The organism is Neorhizobium sp. DAR64860/K0K1 (genome assembly GCF_050500205.1).
GTDB lineage: Bacteria > Pseudomonadota > Alphaproteobacteria > Rhizobiales > Rhizobiaceae > Neorhizobium > Neorhizobium soli.
On record NZ_CP191459.1, the window covers coordinates 1,796,191 to 1,810,923 of the forward strand.

The following is a 14,733-nucleotide window of genomic DNA, read 5'->3' on the forward strand; positions in this document are numbered from 1 at the left end:
ATGTCTACACACAAGCTCTCTTACGTTCGCAATGACATGATCGCGCCGGAACCGCCGCCGGTCAGCGCCAGTTCGGCAAGCGGCTGGATCCGGACCAATCTCTTGGCAACGCCAAAGGATGTGGTGCTGACCATCGTCGCCATCGCATTGCTGGCTTTCGCCCTGCCCGGCATCATCAACTGGCTGTTCATCAATGCAAGCTGGGTCGGTGCCGATCGCTCGGTCTGCGCCACCGTCGTCCAGGGCGGCACCCAGCCGGATGGCTGGAAAGGCGCATGCTGGGCGTTTGTCGGTGACCGGTTCCAGCAGTTCATGTTCGGCCGCTACCCGATCGAGGAGCGCTGGCGCGTCATGCTGGTCGGGTTCATGCTGATCGTGCTGCTCGTGCCTCTCCTCATTCCGAAACTGCCGTACAAGGCGCTGAACGCCGTTCTGCTGTTTCTCGTCTACCCGGTCGTCTCGTTCTTCCTCATGCATGGCAATGTTCTTGGCCTGCAGCGGGTCGAGACCCCGCTCTGGGGCGGCATGATGGTGACGCTGATCCTCTCCTTCGTCGGCATCGCGGTCTCTTTCCCCGTCGGCATCCTTTTGGCGCTCGGACGGCGTTCCAACATGCGCGTATTGAAGACGCTCTGCGTCGTCTTCATCGAGGTGATCCGCGGCGTACCGCTTGTCATGGTTCTCTTCATGGCAAACGTGATGCTGCCGCTGTTCCTGCCCACCGGCTGGAGCATCGACAACTTCCTGCGCGCCGTGATCGGTGTGTCGCTGTTTGCCTCCGCCTATATGGCAGAAGTCATTCGTGGCGGCCTGCAGGCTATTCCGAAAGGTCAGGGCGAAGGTGCCGATTCGCTCGGCCTCAGCTACTGGCAGAAAACCCGCCTGATCGTCCTTCCACAGGCGATCAAGCTCGTGATCCCTGGCATCGTCAACACCTTCATCGGCCTGTTCAAGGATACGTCGCTCGTTGCCATCATCGGCATGTTCGACCTCTTGAACATCATCAGGCTCAACTTTACGGATACGACCTGGATCACGCCCATGACGCCGCTTACCGGCCTCGTGTTCGCTGGTCTTATCTACTGGATTTTCTGCTTCGGCATGTCACGCTATTCCGCCTTTATGGAACGGCATCTCGATACCGGCCACAAGCGATAACAAGGGGAAAAACAATGGCTGACGCCCAACCCAAAAACCTCACCGTCTCCTCCACGGATGTCGCTGTCGAGATCATCGGCATGAACAAGTGGTATGGCGATTTTCACGTGCTGCGCGACATCAATCTCAAGGTGATGAAAGGCGAACGCATCGTCATCGCCGGGCCGTCAGGCTCCGGAAAATCGACGATGATCCGCTGTATCAACCGCCTCGAGGAACATCAGTCGGGCAGCATTGTCGTCGACAATATCGAACTCACCAACGATCTGAAAAAGATCGACGAAGTGCGGCGAGAAGTCGGCATGGTGTTCCAGCACTTCAACCTCTTCCCGCACCTGACGATCCTTGAGAACTGCACGCTTGCACCGATCTGGGTTCGCAAGATGCCGAAGAAGGAAGCCGAGGAAGTGGCGATGCACTACCTCAAGCGTGTCAAGATTCCGGAACAGGCCCATAAGTATCCGGGCCAGCTCTCCGGCGGTCAGCAGCAGCGCGTGGCGATTGCCCGCTCGCTGTGCATGAAGCCGAAGATCATGCTGTTCGACGAACCGACCTCGGCTCTCGATCCTGAAATGGTCAAGGAAGTGCTCGATACGATGGTTGGCCTTGCCGAAGAAGGCATGACCATGATGTGCGTCACCCATGAAATGGGCTTTGCCCGCCAGGTCGCCAACCGGGTGATCTTCATGGACCAGGGACAGATCGTCGAAGAGAATTCACCGGCGGAGTTCTTCGACAATCCGCAGCACGAGCGCACCAGACTGTTCCTTAGCCAGATCCTGCACTAGGCAGACTGCGCCAACGGGAATGACCTGCAAAAGAAAAGGGGCGCCGCGAGCGCCGCTTTTCCGTTTCCCGTCGAAACAATCGTCAGGGCGCCATCACCACTGGAATGAATAGCGGGCATTGACGCTGGTTACTGCTGCGGTCGCGTCCGAATAGCGATCGACGGAGCCGCTGAGTGTCAGGCTGTCACCCAGTTTCTGCTCGAGTCCCAGCCCCGCGCCGCCGATGCGAAACGTATCGATCGCCGTTGCGCGGACGACCACGGCTGTGCCGGTGTTTGCCCGGGACAGCCTGAGGGTCTGGTTGGCGTCGAGGCCACTCCAGTCCTGATTGAGCCCGTCGTAGCGCATGACATAGCTCGCATTGCGCTCGACATCGATCGTCGACGTGACGATCTGCGTTTGGTGGTAGTTCATGCTGACGGCGGCCGTTTCGGCCAATCCGTCGTAATCGATCCCGATCTTGCGTTCGACCTCGTAAGCGGGCCTCTGGATCGACTTCATCTTCATGCTGCCCCACAGCCGAAGCGGCGTGTTCATCGACCCGTCCTTCTTCGCATCGACACCGACGTTAAAGCCCGCCTCGGGCTCCAGCTCCGTCGGCAACCTGAAGCCGAGCTTGACGGAATAGCTTCTGTCCGAATTCTTGACGGGCTGCCAGATCAGCGGCCTGTCCGCCGCATAAGCGCTCAATGCCGAAAACGGGCCAACCGCAAAGATTGCCGCAAACAGCGCGACGCCGCCGGCCAATAGACTTCTGTTCATTTGATCCCCACTCGAAGGCTCAAGACAATGTTGAGGCGCAAGCAACCGCGAGGTCACCTGGAAAACCCGTTTCAATGCGATGGAGGCGAGTTTGTCAGACCCAATGGTCCGTTTTCGCCACGTGCCTTCCCCTGCCGATGCAACGGAACTGACCGCCGCGAATATACGCTCGAATGAGGCAGCTTCGAATCGATTTTGCGGCTGAAATGCGATTGCGGGATCACGATCGGTTTCCCGAAGATGTGAACCCCCGCTGTTGCTGCATCGCAACATGACGTGGTTAGGCTGGGTACGCGGAGGAGTGAATGGTAGGTCCTACCCCACTGCAACGCTCTGGCACCACGAGTACCGGTGGCAGCATTCTAGGCCCGGTTTGGTCATGAGCATGCGTTATCCTACAATGAAAGGATCCAGTTCGACCGGGTCGCCGGCGGGCGATGAGCACAAGTCACGGAACCGCGAAAACAACTTCTTAACCATTCAGAACTCACATTAGCCAATAGGAACATATTAACCGATCCTGTTAACGCAACACTCTTTTGACTTTCAGTAAAAGAACAACACGTCGGGACGACTTGTCCCACGGCACGAATCAAGGAGGATTTGCATGTCGGTTTTTGCACGCTTTATGAAGGATGAGTCTGGCGCCACTGCCATCGAATACGGGCTTATCGCCGCTCTTATCTCTGTCGCGCTGATCGCTGGTGCACAGACGCTCGGCGGTGCACTAAGCACGCAATTCACGAACCTCAGCAAGAAGTTGAATTGCGGCGGCGCTGCTACCACTTGCTGATCGCTGGCATTGCGAGATGCAACCAAGTCGGGTCATGAGTTAACGTCGTTGCACGATTGGCCGGCAGGTAGTCTCACTCAAGTATTCGCCTGAGGTCTTCACCCCAGGTTAACATCCAGATCGTACCCAAAAGCTCGGACGCCATCTCTTGGTTCCAGCACTCAACTCGCCGAACAATGGGACCTCCATTGTTCGGTTTTTTGTTGCCGTCACGCCAGAGATTCTTGGTCTCTATATCCAGCTCCGAAGCAGCGCTTTGCTCAAGGCGATATTCCTCCGCTCAAGCGGCAGTCGCAATTTTTTGGGAGATGGTTTTGGCGACCCCTGCAGGATTCGAACCTGCGACCACCTGCTTAGAAGGCAGGTGCTCTATCCAGCTGAGCTAAGGGGCCTGCTAAGACGCTTCTAACAGAACGCAGACAGGAAGTCAGTGCGTCCAGGGCTGCGAGCGATTGAAGCGGAAATTGTCGGTGTAGGAAGCAGCTTGACGCGCAGGTTCTTTCGGCTGGACGACGCGGTATTCGATGCCTTCACGCTTGGCGTAGGCTTCGGCAAGTTCCTGACTTTCAAAGGTCAGGCGCACCTGCTGCTTCATGTCTCCGGAAGATGTATAGCCAAGGATCGGATCGATCCGGCGTGGCTCTTCCTGGTCGAATTCGAGGAGCCAGAGATGCGTCTTGGCTTTGCCAGATTGCATTGCAGTTTTTGCGGGACGATAGATCTTGGCCGTCATGAACTGAAACATCCGACTTTTGCTAGCGTGACGCTTCGGCAACTGCTGAGCGCGACGCTCTTTTGAAGGCAATGGTCGGAGTGGAGAGATTCGAACTCCCGACCCTCTGGTCCCAAACCAGATGCGCTACCAGACTGCGCTACACTCCGTTCCTTACAAGAATGCGAGATACACGGTTCCCTACCAGCCCGCAACTGCAAAAAGTGGATTTTCCCAATTGTTCGAACTGTCTAGCGAACTAACTGTGGGAAAGCGGCCAAACACCTATCCTGCGTTGCCGATCCGTTTGGAAACCACCTTGTCACCAACCTTGATTCCGAGCGCTTTCGTCCGACCGGCATTCAGTTCGAGGACAAATTTTACCGGTCCCCGCGAATCGATCACGTCACGAGAGTAAGGAACCGCATTTTCGCGGATATGAGAGACCGTCCCATCGCCTTCGATGAACAGCATATCGAGCGGCAGGATGGTGTTTTCCATCCACATGGAAACACGGCGTGTCTCGCCGAAGTCGAACAGCATGCCGTGATTGTCAGGCATTTCCTTGCGGTACATCAGGCCCTGCGAGCGCTGCTGGTCCGTCAGAGCCAGCTCGATCACAAAGGCATGGGTCTTGCCCGCTGCCGTGCGGATCGACAGCTCATCTTTTGGAAAGATGACCTGCTGGGCTGCGGCAGCGTAGGCGACAAACAGAAAAAGCGCCGCAAGGGCGCCTTTTGCAAAGGGCGTGATCCGCCCGAATGACTGCATTCTCAACATCAATGTGACCGGCTTACAGGGTTGGGATTGTCGGGATGAATTTCGGCTGCCATCAAGCCCTTGTCGCCAGGTCCGAACCGGACCAGCACGGTCTGGCCGGGACGGAGCTCTGTCAGTCCGTAGCGGCGCAGCGTTTCCATGTGGACAAAAATATCTTCGGTCCCCTCACCGCGGCTCAGGAATCCAAAGCCCTTGGTGCGGTTGAACCATTTCACCAGTGCCCGTTCGAGGCCGCTCGTTGGCGTGACCTGAACATGGGTGCGAACCGGCGGCAACTGGGAGGGATGAACTGCGGTCGACTGATCCATGGAAAGAATGCGGAAGGCCTGATAGCCGCGGTCGCGCTTCTGGATCATCGCGACGATACGGGTTCCTTCAAGGATGGTCTGGTATCCATCGCGCCTCAGGCAGGTCACATGCAGAAGCACATCCTGCATACGGTTGTCGGGCACAATGAAGCCGAACCCCTTCGCAACATCGAACCACTTGACCACACCCGTAATTTCGATGAGCTCGACCGGATCGCCCGCGAATTCCTCGTATTCGGCTACGCCTTTCAACGATATCCTGTCTGCCATATCCTATCGGCCCCTCGATTACGCGTTACGACATGACGGTGGAAGTGATTCTTCGCGCCTAGATTAACATCCCGTTAACCCTCTAGTGCAAGTCCCCGTCTGGACTTTATCAGCATCTTTCTACGGCTGACGGCTTGCCCCAGGCTTGCTGACCTCCTGCAATGCACCATATCCGCTCGACAGTTTGCCAACGACATCGCGGAGCTTGCGACACATGCGCTATCTACACACAATGGTTCGGGTCAAGGATCTCGACGCGTCTCTCCAATTCTACAAGACATTGATGGGTTTGGAGGAGATCCGCCGCATCGAAAATGACAAGGGCCGCTTCACGCTGGTCTTTCTGGCTGCACGCGACGACGTTTCGCAGGCTAAGGAGAACATGGCGCCGTGCATCGAGCTTACCTACAACTGGGACAGCGAGGATTACACGGGCGGACGCAATTTCGGCCACCTCGCCTATGAGGTCGACGACGTCTATGCGTTCTGCCAGCACATGCAGGACAATGGCATCGTGATCAACCGTCCGCCTCGCGAAGGTCGGATGGCCTTCGTACTTTCGCCGGACGGCATTTCTTTCGAGATCTTGCAGAAGGGCGACAACCTGCCGGTCGCCGAGCCGTGGGCATCGATGCCGAATACCGGCAGTTGGTAATTGAGGCTTGCGTCGGCCTGACCAAGGCCGACGCCCCTCTCTTGCCGAGTGAAACAGGACACGTGATGCTCATCTCCATGATTCGCGACAGAGTGTCCGCGACGCACATGAAGGGCATCACGTGCCGGTTTCGCCAGCAAGATCGATCTCAAGGCCGAGTTTTCCGCTCCTCGCAGTGGCGATCGCAGCCTTAATGATGAGCAGTTGCTCGATGACCCGCAAGGTTGCCGACGCCGATCCGGTCTCCGCAGAGGCGGTGGCCGCGGAGCAACCAGATGGCGCGGCAAAACCGCTTGCCAAAGCCGGCACGAGCGGCGCCGGCCTCTATGTCGATCCCCTCGTCTCCACAAAGGCGCACCAGGCCAAATCAGCGGCAGTTGCAACGACTACGGCGCCGGGCGCCAACGCCGCCCCCGGCGCCTTTCCTCCGGCGCCGGAGCAGCCGTCGAACTCCATCGCCGGGCTCGTCACGCAACCGACTGGCGTGCGCGCGAGCAGCTACAGCATCTTTTCGTCCAACGCATCGCCATTCCCATCGGCGACGACGGCACCTGCTGCTGCCCCTGACGGGCAGACAGCCGTCGCCGCTCCGGCCGGCGGCATCAATGCAGCACATGGCAGCGTCTTCACTCCCCGCCAGCCGCTGCCGGACCCGTCACAACAGGCGCAGCTCTAACCATCAGCCTTGAGCGGGGGCGAAAAGAGCGCGCTGGTCAAATCGGATAAGCCGCTGATTTCGCATGGCTTTACGCTCACTGAAGCCACATTTTCCGCGCATCTAATTTTTCGCAAAAAACATCGTTTTTGCGCTTGCGGTAACGAAATCACGCCTCTATAAGGGCGCTCACTGTACGCGCCCTTCGTCTATCGGTTAGGACGTCAGATTTTCATTCTGAAAAGAGGGGTTCGACTCCCCTAGGGCGTACCAGTTCTTTCCTTCAAACTGTTGATTTTGCACAAGAACCTCTAAGTTCTCTTGGAGCATCCAGCCGCGCAATTTTCTCTGTTTATCTTCCGAAAAATACCGTTTTTTGGCTTGTCTGTTTGAAAAAGCGTCCCTATAAGACGCTCCTGTACGCGCCCTTCGTCTATCGGTTAGGACGTCAGATTTTCATTCTGAAAAGAGGGGTTCGACTCCCCTAGGGCGTACCACTTCCCCCTTCTTCCATATCTTCAGGCTTGTTCGCTCGCGCGTTTTCCCGCGGCATGCCTTGGCTTGGATTATTTCATTTAAAAACAGAGAAATATCGATTTTCCTACTTGCCGGATCGGGCAAGCCTGACTATACGAGCGCTCACTGTACGCGCCCTTCGTCTATCGGTTAGGACGTCAGATTTTCATTCTGAAAAGAGGGGTTCGACTCCCCTAGGGCGTACCAGTTTCCCCTTTTGATTAAGCCGTAATTTATCGCGACTCGACCGCGTCGAGAAGCCTGAGCTGGATGCGCCGGTTTCCCTGCCACTGGTCGGCCGTGAGGCATCCCGCGGCATGGATCTGCTTTCCGCGGGAGTTGAGCAGCATCTGGCCGAGCGGCGTTTCGGCCGCCCTGAAGGCGATCCCCTCCAGACGCGTGCCATCGAGTGATTCCAGCGTGATCTTCACATGCGCCGTACCGACCAGCCGCACATCTCTCAGACGATGGGCGGGAACGGCAAAGACGGGCTGCGCATGGCCAGAGCCGTAGGGGCCCGCCTGTTCCAGCTGGTCGAATAGCGCGATCGTGGCTCCTGATGCCGAAAGCGCGCCATCGATCTTCAGCACATGGTTGGCAACGAGAGCCGGAACGCCCTCAGCCGCCACTTCCTCGAAATAGGCGCGCAGCTTGCCGAGGTTGGCGCGCTCGACGGTCAGTCCCGCCGCCATGGCGTGACCGCCACCTTTTAGCAGAAGCCCTGATTCGACTGCGCCGCGAACCATCCGGCCCATGTCGAAACCGTTGATCGAACGGCCGGAACCGGTGCCCTTGCCGGACGGGTCGAAAGCGATCGCGAAGGCAGGCCGCCGGAATTTCTCCTTCAGTCTTGCAGCGAGAAGACCGACGATGCCCGGATGCCATTTCTCATGCGCGGTGACGATGACGGACGCGCCCTCGGCGTCACCGTATTCGCCAAGAACTTCGGCTTCTGCTTCCGCCAGCATGGCGGCTTCCATGGCCTGCCGCTCGCGGTTCAGATCGTCCAGCCGGCCGGCGATCTCCTCCGCCTTGATATCGTCTTCCAATGTCAGCAAGCGGCTGCCGAGTGCTGCATCGCCGATTCGCCCGCCGGCATTGATACGTGGGCCGATCATGAAGCCGAAATGATAGGGCGTCACCGGTCCGCCAAGACCCGCCTTTCGAAACAACGCCGTGAGTCCCGGATTGACCATGTGACGGGCGGCGATCAGCCCCTTCACCACATAGGCACGGTTCAGCCCCTTTAGTGGCACGACATCGCAAACGGTTGCCAGCGCCACCAGATCCAGCAGACCGAGGAGATCGAGCGACTGGGCGCGGCTATCGCCACCTTCGCGCAGCTGCTTCAGGGTGGCGACCATGACCAGAAACACGACGCCTGCCGCGCAGAGATGCCCCTGCCCCGAGAGATCGTCCTGGCGGTTCGGATTGACGAGCGCCACACAGGGCGGCAGCACATGACCGACCTGGTGGTGGTCGATGACAACCACATCGCAGCCCTCGTCCTTGGCCGCCGTCAGCGCGTCCTGGCTCGTCGAGCCACAGTCGACCGTGACGATCAGCTGCGCGCCGTTCGCCACCAGTTGGCGGATCGCGTTCGGGTTAGGGCCGTAGCCTTCGAAGATCCGATCCGGAATATAGATCTCCGCCTCGACACCGAAATGCGTCAGGAAACGGTAGAGCAACGCGGAAGAGGCCGCGCCATCCACGTCGTAATCGCCGAAGATCGCAACCCGCTCGCGCCGGTTGATCGCCGCAACCAGTCTTGCTGCAGCCTTGCCGCAATCCGTCAGCGTCAACGGATCGGGCATCAGTGACCGGATGGTCGGATCAAGGAAGGCCGGGGCATCGTCGAGCGTCACGCCGCGGCCGGCAAGCACGCGAGCGACCAGTTCGGGAATGCCATGGATCTGGCTGATGGCAAGCGCGCGGTTCTGCGCCGCCTGGTCGAGCCGCGACACCCAGCGCTGGCCACTCACCGATTGCTCTACGTTCAGGAACGCGCGCGGTACCGGATCGACCGGTGACGTTGTCATGGAGAGGCTGCTGGCGATTGAGGTGGTCGATTGGGTGGTCATTCAGCCGTTTTAGCGCATCGGCGCATCAACAGTAATCTGTTTTCGGCAGCGGACGTGGCCTCGGCGAAAAAACACTGGGGCCAGTCTAGTGCGGCTCGACGGCTGCGTGGGTCACATGTCCTTGGGGCGTTCGATCCGGATGACCTGCGGCTCGCCGACCAGATAGCTCTCGGCCTTGATGGCATCGACGGCCTTGCGGACCGAATTCTCCATCGTCGCATGCGTGACGAGGATGATCGTCTTCGACATCACGGACGAATCGGGCTTTGAGCGCTGGACGATCGATTCGAGCGAGATGGCGTTCTCAGCCATGCGGGCAGCGATCGAGGCGAAGACGCCGGTCCGGTCGGCAACGGTCAGCCGGATGAAATAACCACCTTCGTGGCTCTGCATCTGGGCGCGCTTGTAAGGTGCCAGCGAAGCCGCCGGTGTGCCGAGAACCGGAACCTGCTGCGCGCCCGGGCGGCTCTTGGCGATGTCGGCGATGTCACCGAGCACGGAAGATGCCGTTGCATTGCCACCGGCGCCTGGGCCGACCATCAGCAGTTCGCCGAGGATGTCGGATTCGATCGCCACGGCATTCGTCACGCCATCGACCTGCGCGATAACCGAATCACGGGGCACCATGGTCGGGTGAACGCGCTGCTCGATGCCTGTTTCGGTGCGCTGCGCGACGCCGAGAAGCTTGATGCGGTAGCCGAGATCGGCGGCCGCGTGGATATCGTCGATCGAGATATTGGTGATGCCTTCGAGATAGATCTCGTCGGGCGCGATCTGGGTCCCGAACGCAAGCGTCGTCAGGATTGCCAGCTTGTGTGCCGTGTCGTTGCCCTCGATATCGAAGGCCGGATCGGCTTCGGCATAGCCCAGCCGCTGCGCTTCCTTGAGGCAGTCGGCAAAGGACAGGCCCTCCTTCTCCATCCGGGTCAGGATGTAATTGCAGGTGCCGTTCATGATGCCGTAGACACGCGAAATCGTGTTGCCGGTCAGGGACTCGCGAAGGGCCTTGATGACCGGGATACCACCGGCAACGGCCGCCTCGAAATTGAGGAGTGCGCCGTTTTCTTCGGCGATCCTTGCGAGTTCGACGCCGGATGCGGCGAGCAGCGCCTTGTTGGCTGTCACCACGTGGAGACCGCGCCGCAAGGCTGCGCGCACGGAGTCAGCAGCCGCCCCTTCGGCACCGCCCATCAGTTCCACGAACACGTCGATCTCAGCGTTTGCTGCCAGTTCTTCGGCGCTGTCGAACCAGGTCACGGCAGAGATATCGATCCCGCGGTCGCGGGTGCGGTCTCTCGCCGTCACGGCGGCAATCTCGATCGGGCGTCCGCAGGTGACCGCGAGTTCGTTGGCACGGGTCTGGATGATGCGAACGAGCGAGGCACCAACAGTGCCAAGACCCGCAATGCCGACTCTGAGGGCATCTGCCATGATAGTTTTCCTGGTATTTTGGGAGACTAGTATTTGGGAGAATGGGGCGGTCGAACGGCCGCCCCTCAAATCGTGATCGGCGGCCCGGTTCGCGGTCAGCGACGCGTGTTGAGCGTAATCACGTTGTGCATCGTATCGTCTGCCGTCGACAGAAACTTCTTGATGCTGCGGGCGGCCTGGCGAATGCGATGCTCGTTTTCGACCAGTGCGAGGCGAACATAGTCGTCGCCCATCTCACCGAAACCGACACCGGGTGCGACGGCAACGTGCGCCTTCTCGACGAGAAGCTTGGAGAATTCCAGACTCCCGAGATGGCGGAACTTTTCCGGAATTTTCGCCCAGGCAAACATGGTCGCCGGTGGTGGCGGTACGTCGAAACCGGCCTTGCCGAAGCTCTCGACCATCACGTCACGGCGACGCTTGTAGACGCTGCGCACTTCCGCGATATCGGCACCGTCACCGTTCAGCGCGTGGGCTGCAGCCACCTGGATCGGCGTGAACGCGCCATAATCAAGGTAGGATTTGACGCGCGTCAGCGCTGCGATCAGCCGCTCGTTGCCGACAGCAAAGCCCATGCGCCAGCCGGGCATGGAGAAGGTTTTCGACATCGAGGTGAACTCGACGGCCACATCCATCGCACCCGGCACTTCGAGAACCGAAGGTGGCGGGTTGTTGTCGTCGAAGTAGATCTCCGAATAGGCAAGATCGGAGAGCACGATGATCTCGTGCTTCTTCGCAAACGCGATCACTTCCCTATAGAAATCCAGCGACGCGATATGCGCGGTCGGGTTGGATGGGTAATTGATGATGAGTGCCAGCGGCTTCGGGATCGAATGCTTCACCGCGCGTTCCAGCGGCGGAAAGAAGCTATCGTCCGGCTCGACAGACATGGAGCGGATCACGCCGCCCGCCATCAGGAAGCCGAAGGCGTGGATAGGGTATGTCGGATTGGGGCAGAGGATGACGTCACCGGGCGCGGTGATCGCCTGCGCCATGTTGGCGAAGCCTTCCTTGGAGCCGAGCGTTGCCACGACCTGCGTATCCGGGTTCAGCTTCACACCAAACCGGCGTGCATAGTAAGCAGCCTGCGCGCGGCGAAGGCCCGGAATGCCCTTGGAGGAGGAGTAGCGGTGCGTGCGCGGATCCTGGACCACTTCGCAGAGCTTGTCGACGATCGCCTGCGGAGTAGGTAGATCGGGATTGCCCATGCCGAGATCGATAATGTCCGCGCCACCCGCTCGCGCGCTTGCTTTCAAACGGTTCACCTGTTCGAAAACGTAGGGCGGCAGACGCCGGACTTTATGAAACTCTTCCATGTTGTTCCTCAAGGATGAAATCGAAGCAGAGCTCGTCCCGCTGCTCGAGCCTCACTTTATGCCATTTTTGCTTTGCGGCCAAATGTCCTCAAACGCAATAGCAATATCCGGCCGGATCGGCTCGTCGCCCTATTGGCCGGAAATACCGGCCTGGGCATCCTTGCCATGATCGGTGGCGAGCTTGCGGTACTCGACCACACGACGCTGATACTCCGCTTCGGAGATGGTGCCGGACTTGCGGGCTCGGGCAAGCGATGCCATGCGCGGCTCGGTCTTCTGGTAATCTGCATCTTCGATCTGCTCGTTGGCAGCGCGAAGCGTATAGTCGAATGTGGGATATGTGCCGGTGTCGCGCTTGACGATCGGACCCGGAGGCGGTGCCGTCCTGGTCTGCGTGATGACGGCCGGTGGCGGCGTATTGGGAATACCATCATCCAGCGCAAAGCTGTTGCTGTTGCAGCCGGACACAAGAGGCATGGCGCCGATACCGATGAAAAGCGGTAACCAGCCGATGCGACGCCTCAGTTTTTCCATGTCCGTACCCATTTTCTGTCGCCGGGGCCATCTACCCGGCAGCCTAGCCGCTGGCACTTGTATTCGGTTTCAGCCACAATGTACAAATGAAATCAGACGACAGCTGACGAGGAGGGCTCGCGTGGCGCAAAACTCCGGGGATAAGGGGACAGGCGGTCCGGAATTTCCGGGCTTCGACCCCAAGGCGGTCGAGGCCTACATCGTCAAGGACCCGCACGAGATGGCGATGAATTTCGCGCGTGCCATGGAAAACCTCGGCAAGGCCGCATCGGAATGGCTCGCGCCAAGGGAGCGCCGCGATATTCCAGACCCCGCGCTCGATCCGCTCAGTGATCTCATCAAGACGCTTTCGCAGGTCACCGAGTACTGGATTTCAGAGCCGCAACGGACGCTGCAAGCACAAACCCTGCTCTTCTCAAGCTATATGGGGATCTGGACGCGATCGCTCTCGCAATTCGGAGGCGCGCCTCAAGAGAGCGAGCCAGCGGCGCTGCCGAGAGACAAGCGATTCGCCGACGAGGACTGGGTGAAGAACCCGTTCTTTGCGTTCATGCGGCAAGTCTTCACGGTTACCGCCACCTGGGCCGAAACATTGGTAAGCGAGGCGCAGGGGCTAGACGAGCACACGCGGCACAAGGCGGCATTCTACTTGAAGCAGGTGACCGCTGCGCTTTCGCCTGCAAATTTCGCGATCACCAATCCCGAAGTCTATCGCGCGACGGTCGCCTCGCATGGCGCCAATCTCGTCACCGGCATGAAAATGCTGGCCGAGGACATCATGGCCGGCGGCGGCGAGCTGAGACTTCGCCAGACGGATGCCTCCAAGTTTGCGCTCGGCCTCAATATCGCGCTCACACCCGGCAAGGTCGTCGCCCGCAACGATCTCTGCGAGGTTCTGCAATACGAGCCGACCACGGAGACGGTCTTCAAGCGGGCGCTGGTCATCGTGCCGCCCTGGATCAACAAGTTCTACATTCTCGACCTGACGCCGCAAAAGAGCTTCATCAAGTGGTGCGTCGACCGCGGGCACACCGTGTTCGTGATCTCCTGGGTCAATCCGGACAGGCGCCATGCGGCCAAGGGATGGGAAGCCTACATGCACGAGGGCATCGATTTTGCGCTCGACACGATCGAGACGTCGACCGGCGAACGCGAGGTCGATGCGATCGGCTACTGCGTCGGCGGAACGTTGCTGGCGGCTACGCTCGCCTTCCACGCCAAGACAAACGTGAAAAGGATCGCATCGGCGACGTTCCTCGCTACCCAGGTCGACTTTACCCATGCAGGCGACCTCAAGGTCTTCGTCGACGAGGCGCAGGTTTCGACGATCGAGACCTATATGAACGCGACCGGCTATTTCGACGGGTCGAAGATGGCGGCGGCATTCAACATGCTGCGTGCGTCCGAGCTGATCTGGCCTTACGTGGTCAATAACTATCTGAAGGGCCAGGAGCCGCTGCCGTTCGACCTGCTGTATTGGAATTCGAACTCGACCCGGATGACACCTGCCAACCACGCCTACTACCTGCGCAATTGCTACCTCGATAACAAGCTCTCCAACGGCCTGATGGAACTTGCCGGGGAGCGTCTGTCGCTGAAGGACATCGTCATTCCCGTTTATAATCTTGCCACAAGCGAAGACCACATCGCGCCTGCGAAATCCGTGTTCCTCGGCTCGTCGCTGTTTGGCGGTTCGGTCGATTTCGTGCTGGCTGGATCCGGCCATATCGCCGGCGTCGTCAATCCGCCGGAAAGACGGAAGTACCGATACTGGACCGATGGCCAATTGAAGGACACGCTGGAGGACTGGGTTGCCGGCTCGCAGGAGCATGAGGGGTCGTGGTGGACGCATTGGCAGGACTGGATCGGACCGAAAGCGGGTGACCAGGTGCCGGCCCGAAAGCCCGGCGGGTCAGCGCTCACCGCGTTGGCCGACGCACCGGGAACCTACGTTCTCGTCCGCGACTGACACTT

Annotated in this window: 14 protein-coding genes and 5 tRNA genes; 9 read left to right on the forward strand and 10 right to left on the reverse strand. The window is 59.2% G+C overall.

Going from position 1 to position 14,733, the window contains the following annotated elements; translation table 11 throughout:
* Positions 1 to 1,158: an amino acid ABC transporter permease gene (locus ACQY1J_RS13310; RefSeq protein WP_062580393.1), complete on the forward strand. Its 1,158-nt coding sequence runs from the start codon at positions 1 to 3 to the stop codon at positions 1,156 to 1,158.
* A 14-nt stretch (positions 1,159 to 1,172) separates the two neighbouring features.
* Positions 1,173 to 1,946: an amino acid ABC transporter ATP-binding protein gene (locus tag ACQY1J_RS13315; RefSeq protein WP_062457380.1), complete on the forward strand. Its 774-nt coding sequence runs from the start codon at positions 1,173 to 1,175 to the stop codon at positions 1,944 to 1,946.
* Positions 1,947 to 2,039: 93 nt separating this feature from the next.
* On the opposite strand, the gene ACQY1J_RS13320 is transcribed toward ACQY1J_RS13315, so the two are convergent.
* Positions 2,040 to 2,708, reverse strand: coding sequence for a hypothetical protein (locus tag ACQY1J_RS13320; RefSeq protein WP_156461832.1), 669 nt, complete (start codon positions 2,706 to 2,708; stop codon positions 2,040 to 2,042).
* A 607-nt stretch (positions 2,709 to 3,315) separates the two neighbouring features.
* Here ACQY1J_RS13320 and ACQY1J_RS13325 point away from each other — a divergent pair.
* Entirely contained in the window at positions 3,316 to 3,501 is a 186-nt protein-coding gene (locus ACQY1J_RS13325) for a Flp family type IVb pilin (RefSeq protein WP_062457386.1), read from the forward strand.
* A gap of 315 nt (positions 3,502 to 3,816) precedes the next feature.
* Here ACQY1J_RS13325 and ACQY1J_RS13330 read toward each other — a convergent pair.
* The 5 genes from ACQY1J_RS13330 to ACQY1J_RS13350 all read right to left on the reverse strand — a co-directional run bounded on the left by ACQY1J_RS13330 (position 3,817) and on the right by ACQY1J_RS13350 (position 5,571).
* Positions 3,817 to 3,893: transfer RNA gene (locus tag ACQY1J_RS13330), tRNA-Arg, on the reverse strand.
* 35 nt (positions 3,894 to 3,928) lie between these two features.
* Positions 3,929 to 4,234, reverse strand: a complete 306-nt coding sequence (locus tag ACQY1J_RS13335; RefSeq protein ID WP_062458113.1) for an ETC complex I subunit — start codon at positions 4,232 to 4,234, stop codon at positions 3,929 to 3,931.
* A gap of 72 nt (positions 4,235 to 4,306) precedes the next feature.
* Positions 4,307 to 4,383 (reverse strand) — tRNA-Pro (locus ACQY1J_RS13340).
* A gap of 115 nt (positions 4,384 to 4,498) precedes the next feature.
* Positions 4,499 to 4,993: a DUF192 domain-containing protein gene (locus tag ACQY1J_RS13345; RefSeq protein WP_430250063.1), complete on the reverse strand. Its 495-nt coding sequence runs from the start codon at positions 4,991 to 4,993 to the stop codon at positions 4,499 to 4,501.
* Positions 4,993 to 5,571 carry a cold-shock protein gene (locus ACQY1J_RS13350; RefSeq protein ID WP_430250066.1) on the reverse strand — a complete coding sequence of 193 codons (579 nt, stop codon included), beginning with the start codon at positions 5,569 to 5,571 and terminating at the stop codon, positions 4,993 to 4,995. Before ACQY1J_RS13350 ends, ACQY1J_RS13345 begins: the two co-directional genes overlap by 1 nt.
* Positions 5,572 to 5,785: 214 nt before the next feature.
* Between ACQY1J_RS13350 and ACQY1J_RS13355 the strand changes: the two genes are divergently transcribed.
* From ACQY1J_RS13355 to ACQY1J_RS13375, 5 genes are all read left to right on the forward strand, one after another.
* On the forward strand, positions 5,786 to 6,226 hold the full coding sequence (locus ACQY1J_RS13355; RefSeq protein WP_430250067.1) for a VOC family protein: 441 nt from the start codon (positions 5,786 to 5,788) through the stop codon (positions 6,224 to 6,226).
* Positions 6,227 to 6,437: 211 nt separating this feature from the next.
* Positions 6,438 to 6,902, forward strand: coding sequence for a hypothetical protein (locus tag ACQY1J_RS13360; RefSeq protein WP_062457431.1), 465 nt, complete (start codon positions 6,438 to 6,440; stop codon positions 6,900 to 6,902).
* Positions 6,903 to 7,079: 177 nt separating this feature from the next.
* Positions 7,080 to 7,154 (forward strand) — tRNA-Glu (locus ACQY1J_RS13365).
* A gap of 149 nt (positions 7,155 to 7,303) precedes the next feature.
* A tRNA-Glu gene (locus tag ACQY1J_RS13370) sits at positions 7,304 to 7,378 on the forward strand.
* A 151-nt stretch (positions 7,379 to 7,529) separates the two neighbouring features.
* A tRNA-Glu gene (locus tag ACQY1J_RS13375) sits at positions 7,530 to 7,604 on the forward strand.
* A 26-nt stretch (positions 7,605 to 7,630) separates the two neighbouring features.
* Here the strand turns inward: ACQY1J_RS13375 and recJ are convergent.
* The 4 genes from recJ to ACQY1J_RS13395 all read right to left on the reverse strand — a co-directional run bounded on the left by recJ (position 7,631) and on the right by ACQY1J_RS13395 (position 12,759).
* Positions 7,631 to 9,436, reverse strand: coding sequence for a single-stranded-DNA-specific exonuclease RecJ (recJ, locus tag ACQY1J_RS13380; RefSeq protein ID WP_430250068.1), 1,806 nt, complete (start codon positions 9,434 to 9,436; stop codon positions 7,631 to 7,633).
* 153 nt (positions 9,437 to 9,589) lie between these two features.
* Positions 9,590 to 10,909 carry a homoserine dehydrogenase gene (locus ACQY1J_RS13385; RefSeq protein ID WP_430250069.1) on the reverse strand — a complete coding sequence of 440 codons (1,320 nt, stop codon included), beginning with the start codon at positions 10,907 to 10,909 and terminating at the stop codon, positions 9,590 to 9,592.
* A 95-nt stretch (positions 10,910 to 11,004) separates the two neighbouring features.
* Positions 11,005 to 12,225 (reverse strand): LL-diaminopimelate aminotransferase, encoded by a 1,221-nt coding sequence (locus tag ACQY1J_RS13390; RefSeq protein ID WP_062457440.1) that lies wholly within the window; start codon positions 12,223 to 12,225, stop codon positions 11,005 to 11,007.
* A gap of 129 nt (positions 12,226 to 12,354) precedes the next feature.
* Positions 12,355 to 12,759 (reverse strand): hypothetical protein, encoded by a 405-nt coding sequence (locus tag ACQY1J_RS13395; RefSeq protein WP_092662150.1) that lies wholly within the window; start codon positions 12,757 to 12,759, stop codon positions 12,355 to 12,357.
* Positions 12,760 to 12,880: 121 nt separating this feature from the next.
* Between ACQY1J_RS13395 and ACQY1J_RS13400 the strand changes: the two genes are divergently transcribed.
* Entirely contained in the window at positions 12,881 to 14,728 is a 1,848-nt protein-coding gene (locus ACQY1J_RS13400; RefSeq protein WP_430250071.1) for a PHA/PHB synthase family protein, read from the forward strand.
* Positions 14,729 to 14,733: the final 5 nt, after the last annotated feature.

Bases quoted from the DNA above. Each gene is read 5' to 3' on its own strand.
- ACQY1J_RS13325 (WP_062457386.1), top strand. From the start codon at position 3,316: ATGTCGGTTTTTGCACGCTTTATGAAGGATGAGTCTGGCGCCACTGCC.
- recJ (WP_430250068.1), bottom strand. From the start codon at position 9,436: ATGACAACGTCACCGGTCGATCCGGTACCGCGCGCGTTCCTGAACGTA.
- ACQY1J_RS13350 (WP_430250066.1), bottom strand. From the start codon at position 5,571: ATGGCAGACAGGATATCGTTGAAAGGCGTAGCCGAATACGAGGAATTC.
- ACQY1J_RS13395 (WP_092662150.1), bottom strand. From the start codon at position 12,759: ATGGAAAAACTGAGGCGTCGCATCGGCTGGTTACCGCTTTTCATCGGT.
- ACQY1J_RS13355 (WP_430250067.1), top strand. From the start codon at position 5,786: ATGCGCTATCTACACACAATGGTTCGGGTCAAGGATCTCGACGCGTCT.
- ACQY1J_RS13360 (WP_062457431.1), top strand. From the start codon at position 6,438: ATGACCCGCAAGGTTGCCGACGCCGATCCGGTCTCCGCAGAGGCGGTG.
- ACQY1J_RS13345 (WP_430250063.1), bottom strand. From the start codon at position 4,993: ATGTTGAGAATGCAGTCATTCGGGCGGATCACGCCCTTTGCAAAAGGC.
- ACQY1J_RS13385 (WP_430250069.1), bottom strand. From the start codon at position 10,909: ATGGCAGATGCCCTCAGAGTCGGCATTGCGGGTCTTGGCACTGTTGGT.
- ACQY1J_RS13390 (WP_062457440.1), bottom strand. From the start codon at position 12,225: ATGGAAGAGTTTCATAAAGTCCGGCGTCTGCCGCCCTACGTTTTCGAA.
- ACQY1J_RS13320 (WP_156461832.1), bottom strand. From the start codon at position 2,708: ATGAACAGAAGTCTATTGGCCGGCGGCGTCGCGCTGTTTGCGGCAATC.
- ACQY1J_RS13315 (WP_062457380.1), top strand. From the start codon at position 1,173: ATGGCTGACGCCCAACCCAAAAACCTCACCGTCTCCTCCACGGATGTC.
- ACQY1J_RS13310 (WP_062580393.1), top strand. From the start codon at position 1: ATGTCTACACACAAGCTCTCTTACGTTCGCAATGACATGATCGCGCCG.
- ACQY1J_RS13335 (WP_062458113.1), bottom strand. From the start codon at position 4,234: ATGACGGCCAAGATCTATCGTCCCGCAAAAACTGCAATGCAATCTGGC.